Raw genomic sequence first — 7,160 nt, 5'->3', positions numbered from 1 at the left:
CGGAGTATTTCTTCGGGACTTTTTCTTTTTTAGGTTTTACCCTTGGTTACCTCCTTAGTATGATGAAAAGGTTCTTACCCTTCACTAAAAATTTTTATTTTCTTTTTGGGAGTTTGTTTCTGATCTGGATGATGTTTGTCGATTCAAATGACTTTTACACACAGTACAAGCAACGCCAAAAGTTAAAAGCCCTGGAAAAAGAGCGGGATTATTACCGAACTAAGATACAGGAAGTAAAGAAGGATAGGGAAGAGTTGTTGACCAATAAGGACTTGTTGGAAAAATTTGCTAGGGAAAAATACCTAATGAAAAAGAAATCTGAAGATGTTTATGTAATTGAGGAAGAAGAGAAATGAGAGGTTAAAAAAATTAAATTAACTTAATATGAAAACTAAATCCTTTTTACTGCTGCTGCTTCCCCTTTTATTCTATTTCAATGCTACTGCCCAGGAAATTGAATCGGAAGAAGGAAAAAATCAAGAACAAGAAGAACAAGAGGAGGCTGGGGCAAGGTTCTTTGATCGTGTCTATTTTGGAGGAAATGTGGGTTTGCAATTAGGAACGGCCTTTTTTGTAGATGTTTCCCCTTTGGTAGGCTACCAATTTACAGAACGGTTTTCTGGGGGAGTAGGCTTTACTTATCAATACATTAAGTTGAGAGAAAACGAAGTAGGATGGAATGTTTACGGTGGGCGTATATTTGCTCGCTATGATATAGCCAAACCTTTCTTTTTATATGGCGAATTGGAACCCATTAACGTGCCCACATCTACCACCAATGGAAGAGGGGAAGTAATCGAGCGAAGGTGGTCAAACGCACTTTTTGCAGGAGTGGGAATGTTACAACCTTTGGGAGGAAGAGTGGGGCTTTCGGTAATGGCTTTGTATAACCTGAATTACGATTCTCAAACCTCAATTTATCCCAAGCCTTATGTAATAAGAGGGGGAATCATTATCATGCCTCTGAGATGATAAGTTTTCCCCAGTATGTAAAGTTTTGGATATTATTAAAGTTGGATACCAAATTTGGAGGCAATCTCTTGAAGATCTTTTTCTACAGGTGTTAGCAAAGGAATTCCTTCTTGCGAGCGTATTTTTTCCATTTCTCTTTCAGGATCTCCGGGGATCATCACTTTCTTTTCCTTGTCTAGGGATTCCGAATTTCTGAAACGTTCAATCCAATGGTCCATGTGGCTTTTAAATTCTTCAGTTGAACGGAAAGCATCTACTCTCATGGCCCCAAAAAAGTGACCTAATCCTTCTCCAACAGGGTCCTTGGCTAAAGGAAGGAAACTAACAAAAGGAGGGGCCCAGGGACCATAATTAGCACCAGAAAATACGGCAGAAAAAATGTCTACTATGGCACCTAATGCATAACCTTTATGACTTCCTTTTTCACGACTTCCTCCAAGCGGTAATAAAGCACCTCCCTCTTTAACTGCAGAAGAATTGGTGGTAGGTAGTCCATCTTTGGTTTGTACCCAACCTTCAGGAGCTTCCTCTCCCTTACGTTGCAACACTTCCAATTTTCCATTAGCAGCTGTGGTGGTAGCAAAATCTGCCACAAATGGAGGTTGTTTTCCTGCTGGAATTGCAACAGCAATAGGGTTAGTGCCTAAAAGCCTTTCTTTGGAAAAAGTGGGTGCAACAAGTGGGCTAGCATTAGTCATAGAAAGACCAATCATATCGTTGTCCAGGGCCATCATAGCATGGTAACCGGCAATTCCATAATGATTAGAGTTCCGTACCGAAACCCATCCCGTACCAGCCATTTTTGCCTTCTGCATGGCTATTTTCATTGCAAATGGAGCAACTACTAAACCAAGACCTTTGTCCCCGTCAATTACTGCTGTACTTGGGGTTTCATGAATTACTCGAATATTTGGAGTGGTATTGATGCGGTCAGCTTCATACAACCTTAAATAACCGGAAAGGCGTGCTACACCATGTGAATCTACTCCCCTCAGATCTGCCGAAACTAATACTTCCGAGGCGATCTTTGCATCTTCAGCTGGACATCCTATTTTCAAAAATACCTCTTGGCAGAAGGATTTTAAACGTTGATATGAATACATTTTCTTGGATCAAATAAAAATGCAATATTACGAAGGGGAAAGGATAATCAATAATTTAAGCATGTAAATCCTTTAAGAGGAACGTGAATTGTAAAGTCACGTAATCTTGTATCTCCAACTGTAATGGTTTATTTAATTTGAGGGATTGTTCCTTTTAATTCATCTATCAATTTGTTGAGAACTCCCTCTTTTAAGGCGTAAGCCGAAATGCGCATTTTTGAAAATCCATATTTTTTAATGAGAAAATGAATTATACAGGAAGCCACCACAATCATTTCTACCCTCATTTCCACCATGCCAGGAATGGCCAACCTTTCCCTTTGGTTTTTACTGAGAAGATTTTGATGAATATCAAGATAACTGGAAAGCGTAATAGGTAATTCAGTGGTCTCTGGAACTTTTTCAATCTTATGGGCTAATCGATGAATATCACTTAAAGTTTCAAAAGTACCAGAAGAGCCAATGAGAATTTCAGGTTTAAATTTTTTTATATTCTTATCTAATTCGGTTAGTTCTTCTTGTAGGTAGGCTTCTAGTGCGTTTATCTCCTCAAGGGATATCGGGTCATTTTGATGAAAAAGTTCTACGAGTCGTTGGGCCCCAATTTCAAAACTGTTTTTCCAAAAGGTTTTTTTATTGTTACAAATAATGAATTCCACACTCCCACCTCCAATATCGATGATAAGTGAGGGAGTTGTGCCAATATTTAAGGCTTTATTGACTCCATATTGAATTAGTGCTGCTTCCTCTTTTCCCGAAATAATTTTTACCTCTATCCCTGTCCTTTCTTTTATCTGATTGGCCAGTTGCTGGCCATTTAACGCATTTCGAAAAGCACTTGTCGCAGTGGTATGGATAATATCGATATTTTCCTTTTCAATAATCTTCTTAAATTCGGAAAGGGTTGTCAATGCTCTTTGTTTAGCTTGATCTGTAATAATTCCCTCGTTTATCCCTCCTTTCCCAATCTTTACAGCCCTCTTTTCTTTATATAATATTTTAAAATTATCTTCAAAAATCGTTCCTACCAGAATATGGAAAGTATTAGTTCCTAAATCTATAATCGCTACTTTTTTCTTCATTGCGCCCAAAATTTTCGGAATATACTATATTTAAAATAAGTAGTTTGCAAGGTGGGGAACAAAATTTCAAAATAATTATTCAAAGAAGGAAGGTGGCAAAAACTTCATCTTAATTTTTACCTATAAAACAATTCCATTTTAGAAGGGACCTGTCTATATTTGAAGATACTTTGCTACAAAAGATTTACTGATGGGAAAATCAAACAACAATAAAACATTATACACTCTACCTACTGTGGAGGAGAAATTTGAGCTTTTGGAAAAAAAGAATGAAGAAGCTCTTCAAGGGGGAGGTAAAGATAAAATTGAAAAACAACACGCCAAAGGAAAGCTTACTGCTCGGGAGCGCATTGAATTGCTACTTGATGAAGGTTCTTTTGAGGAAATAGGTAAGTTTGTCATGCACCGTTCTAAAGACTTCGGTTTGGATAAGCAACACTTTCCTGGTGATGGAGTAGTTACGGGATACGGAACTGTGAATGGACGATTAACTTATGTTTTCTCTCAGGATTTCACAGTTTTAGGAGGGTCTTTGGCAGAAGCCCATGCTGAGAAAATTGTAAAAATAATGGATTTGGCCATGAAGAATGGCGCACCGGTTATTGGATTAAATGATTCGGGGGGAGCCAGGATTCAGGAAGGAGTGGTAGCCTTGGGTGGATATGCCGATATTTTTTACCGAAATACTTTGGCTTCCGGGGTAGTGCCGCAAATTTCTGCTATCATGGGCCCATGTGCTGGTGGAGCTGTTTATTCTCCTGCTATTACGGATTTTATCCTGATGGTGGAAGATACTTCTTACATGTTTGTTACGGGGCCAAATGTCGTGAAGACCGTAACGCAGGAAGATGTAACAGCTGAAGAATTAGGAGGAGCGAGCACTCATAGTTCCAAAAGTGGAGTGACCCACTTTTCTTGTGCTAATGAGGTGGAATGTATCAATAGTATCAAAACACTTTTAACTTACATTCCGCAAAATTGTGAGGAGGATGCACCGGTTTACCCTTATCAGGAAGGTGATGAAAAGCGGCCAAAACTGAATTCGGTTATTCCTGAAAATCCCAATCAACCCTATGATATGAGGGAAGTAGTGGAAGGAATAGTGGATGAAGGCAGCTTTTTTGAAGTGCATAAGGATTATGCCGAAAATATAGTAGTGGGATTTGCCCGGTTGGCGGGTAGAAGTATCGGGATTGTAGGGAACCAACCTGCTTCATTGGCCGGAGTATTGGATATTGACGCTAGCAAAAAGGCGGGTAGATTTGTACGCTTTTGCGATGCTTTTAATGTTCCACTATTAGCCTTGGAAGATGTTCCAGGATTTTTGCCAGGAACAGACCAGGAGTGGAAAGGCATTATCACCAACGGGGCTAAGTTATTATATGCTTTCAGTGAAGCCACCGTACCTAGAGTGACAGTAATTACCCGCAAAGCTTATGGTGGGGCCTATGATGTCATGAATTCAAAACATATTGGTGCAGATATGAATTTTGCTTGGCCTACAGCCGAAATAGCCGTAATGGGAGCTAAAGGAGCATCTGAGATTATCTTTAAGAGAGAAATTGCTTCCGCTGAAGATCCTGAGGCCAAATTGCAGGAAAAAGTGGATGAATATACTGAGAAGTTTGCCAATCCTTATCGTGCTGCGCACAGAGGGTATATTGATGAAGTGATTTTACCAGAGGATACCCGAAAGAAATTGATCAGGGCATTTAAAATGCTTGAAAATAAGGTGGATCAGCTGCCTAAGAAAAAGCATGGAAACATTCCTCTTTAATCATTAGGAAAAGAGCCTCAAGCCTTATAAATTTATTAATACATACCTATTGAACCACCGGTAGTTTTCTTATTCCGGTGGTTATCCATTTATTCTACATTTTCTTTATTGATATAACCCATTTTTGAATTTTATGGCAATTGACAAGAAAAGCCAAAAGTTTCTGGAAGAATACTTGAATAATGCATCACCTACTGGATTTGAATTTTCCGGGCAAAAGATTTGGTTGGATTATTTAAAACCTTTTGTGGATTCCTATTTTACGGATACCTATGGGACTGCTGTGGGAGTAGTAAATCCGGAGGCCAAATATAAGGTAGTAATAGAAGCCCATGCGGATGAGATTTCCTGGTTTGTTAATTATATCACCGATGAGGGTTATTTGTATGTTTGCAGGAATGGAGGTTCTGATCAACAAATCGCTCCCTCCAAAAGGGTAAATATTCATACCAAAAAAGGAATTGTAAAAGGAGTGTTTGGTTGGCCCGCGATACACGTAAGAGAAAAGGAGAATGAGCCAGTACCTACTTTGAAGAACATATTCATTGATTGTGGGTGTAATTCTAAAGAGGAGGTGGAAAAGTTAGGAATTCATGTGGGCTGTGTGATCACCTATGAAGATGAGTTTATGGAGCTCAACAAACGTTATTGGATGGGACGGGCCCTAGATAATAGGATTGGTGGGTTTATGATTGCCGAAGTGGCAAAAAGGCTTCATGGAAAAAAGAAAAAGTTACCGTTTGGTCTCTATGTGGTGAATGCAGTGCAAGAGGAAATTGGTTTAAGAGGGGCGGAAATGATTGCCCGTAGAATTAAACCTGATGTAGCCATTATCACAGATGTTTGCCATGATACTCATTCACCGATGTATGATCAAAAGGTAAGTGGGAATCAAAAATCAGGCTTGGGCCCTGTTTTGACGTACGGACCTGCTGTCCATAACAACGTTTTGGATATGTTAATTGCCACAGCAGAAAAGAAGAAAATTCCTTTCCAAAGGGCCGCTGCTTCCCGACAAACGGGTTACGGATACAGATGCATTCGCTTATTCTAACGAAGGGGTGGCCTCGGCTTTGATTTCATTGCCTCAAAAATATATGCACACTACTGTGGAAATGGTTCACAAAGAAGATGTGGATCATGTCATACAGCTGATTTGTGAATTCTTACTGCAATTAAAGGCTGGGCACGATTTCAAGTATTTAAAATAGTAAGTGAAACTGTTTGTAGAGGTTCGATTTATCGTGTCTCTATTTAACCAAACTTTGTATAAATCGCAAACTTCATCACATTCCAACAATGTATAGATTGGTTGAGGAGGAGCTTAGCCGCTTATTATGATTAGTCTAAAGCAAAAAAAATTAATCTCTTAAAGCCATTGGGAAAAAAGAAAGTTCTGGATCAGATGGGAAGAATGGTATCCTTTAGATATCCACCTCAGCGAATTATCAGTTTGGTTCCTTCTCAGACAGAGCTCTTATTTGATTTGGGTTTGGACAAAGAAATCGTGGGGATAACCCATTTTTGTATTCATCCTTCCCAAAAAGTTAATGCCATTTCAAAAATTGGTGGTACAAAGCGGTTTAAATTCGATGTGATTGAAAGCCTTGAACCAGATCTGATTATTGGAAATAAAGAGGAAAACTATAAAGATGGCATTGAATATCTTATCAAGAAGTTTCCCGTTTGGATGAGTGATGTAAAGAGTTTGCAACAGGCAGTTGATATGATAAATTCCCTTGGAAACCTCACTCAAAGGAATAAAAAGGCGAGGGAAATTATTGATCAAATCCATTTGGGTTTTCAAAACCTGGAAAAGAGAACTTTTAAAAGGGTGCTCTACTTCATTTGGAGAAGACCATACATGGCGGCAGGCCAAGATACCTTTATCAATGAAATGCTTACTTATTGCGGTTTTTATAATGGACTCCCTGAAAAAAGCCGTTATCCTGAATTAACTGAGGATCAAATTCGAGATTTGAATCCGGATTTGATCTTATTGTCCTCAGAACCGTTCCCTTTTGGGGAGAAGCATATCACAGAATTTAAATCCATATGTCCTGAAGTAGAGATAAGAATTGTAAATGGGCAATTCTTTTCCTGGTATGGAAGTCGTCTGCAATATGCCCCTCAATATTTTGAGCAACTACAAAGGAGTGTTCTTGCTTAGTGTGGGGTTAGAATTTATGTTAAAAAGACTTGTTTCCATTTAAACATGATTTTAAA

At 38.9% G+C, this 7,160-nt stretch carries 6 protein-coding genes and 1 pseudogene; 5 read left to right on the top strand and 2 right to left on the bottom strand.

Features of this window, described 5'->3' with window-relative positions; genetic code table 11:
- Positions 1–356, top strand: a 356-nt coding sequence (locus E1171_RS11740; protein ID WP_343031342.1) for an FtsB family cell division protein, incomplete at its 5' end; no start/stop codon positions are given.
- A 28-nt stretch (positions 357–384) separates the two neighbouring features.
- A complete protein-coding gene (locus tag E1171_RS11735) occupies positions 385–972 on the top strand; it encodes a hypothetical protein (RefSeq protein WP_155206194.1) in 588 nt (195 codons plus the stop codon).
- 35 nt (positions 973–1,007) lie between these two features.
- Here the strand turns inward: E1171_RS11735 and E1171_RS11730 are convergent, their stop codons facing one another.
- Positions 1,008–2,075: an Ldh family oxidoreductase gene (locus E1171_RS11730; protein ID WP_155206193.1), complete on the bottom strand. Its 1,068-nt coding sequence runs from the start codon at positions 2,073–2,075 to the stop codon at positions 1,008–1,010.
- 128 nt (positions 2,076–2,203) lie between these two features.
- Positions 2,204–3,157, bottom strand: coding sequence for a Ppx/GppA phosphatase family protein (locus E1171_RS11725; RefSeq protein ID WP_155206192.1), 954 nt, complete (start codon positions 3,155–3,157; stop codon positions 2,204–2,206).
- A 190-nt stretch (positions 3,158–3,347) separates the two neighbouring features.
- On the opposite strand from E1171_RS11725, the gene E1171_RS11720 reads away from it, so the two are divergent.
- From E1171_RS11720 to E1171_RS11710, 3 genes and pseudogenes are all read left to right on the top strand, one after another.
- Positions 3,348–4,934 carry an acyl-CoA carboxylase subunit beta gene (locus E1171_RS11720; RefSeq protein ID WP_155206191.1) on the top strand — a complete coding sequence of 529 codons (1,587 nt, stop codon included), beginning with the start codon at positions 3,348–3,350 and terminating at the stop codon, positions 4,932–4,934.
- Positions 4,935–5,073: 139 nt separating this feature from the next.
- A pseudogene (locus tag E1171_RS11715) lies at positions 5,074–6,145 on the top strand (M42 family metallopeptidase).
- A 167-nt stretch (positions 6,146–6,312) separates the two neighbouring features.
- On the top strand, positions 6,313–7,104 hold the full coding sequence (locus E1171_RS11710; RefSeq protein WP_246164295.1) for a helical backbone metal receptor: 792 nt from the start codon (positions 6,313–6,315) through the stop codon (positions 7,102–7,104).
- Positions 7,105–7,160 lie beyond the last annotated feature (56 nt).

The sequence above is a fragment of the Xanthovirga aplysinae genome (assembly GCF_009711365.1).
Lineage (GTDB): Bacteria > Bacteroidota > Bacteroidia > Cytophagales > Cyclobacteriaceae > Xanthovirga > Xanthovirga aplysinae.
This window is presented reverse-complemented; position numbering and strand designations above follow the sequence as displayed.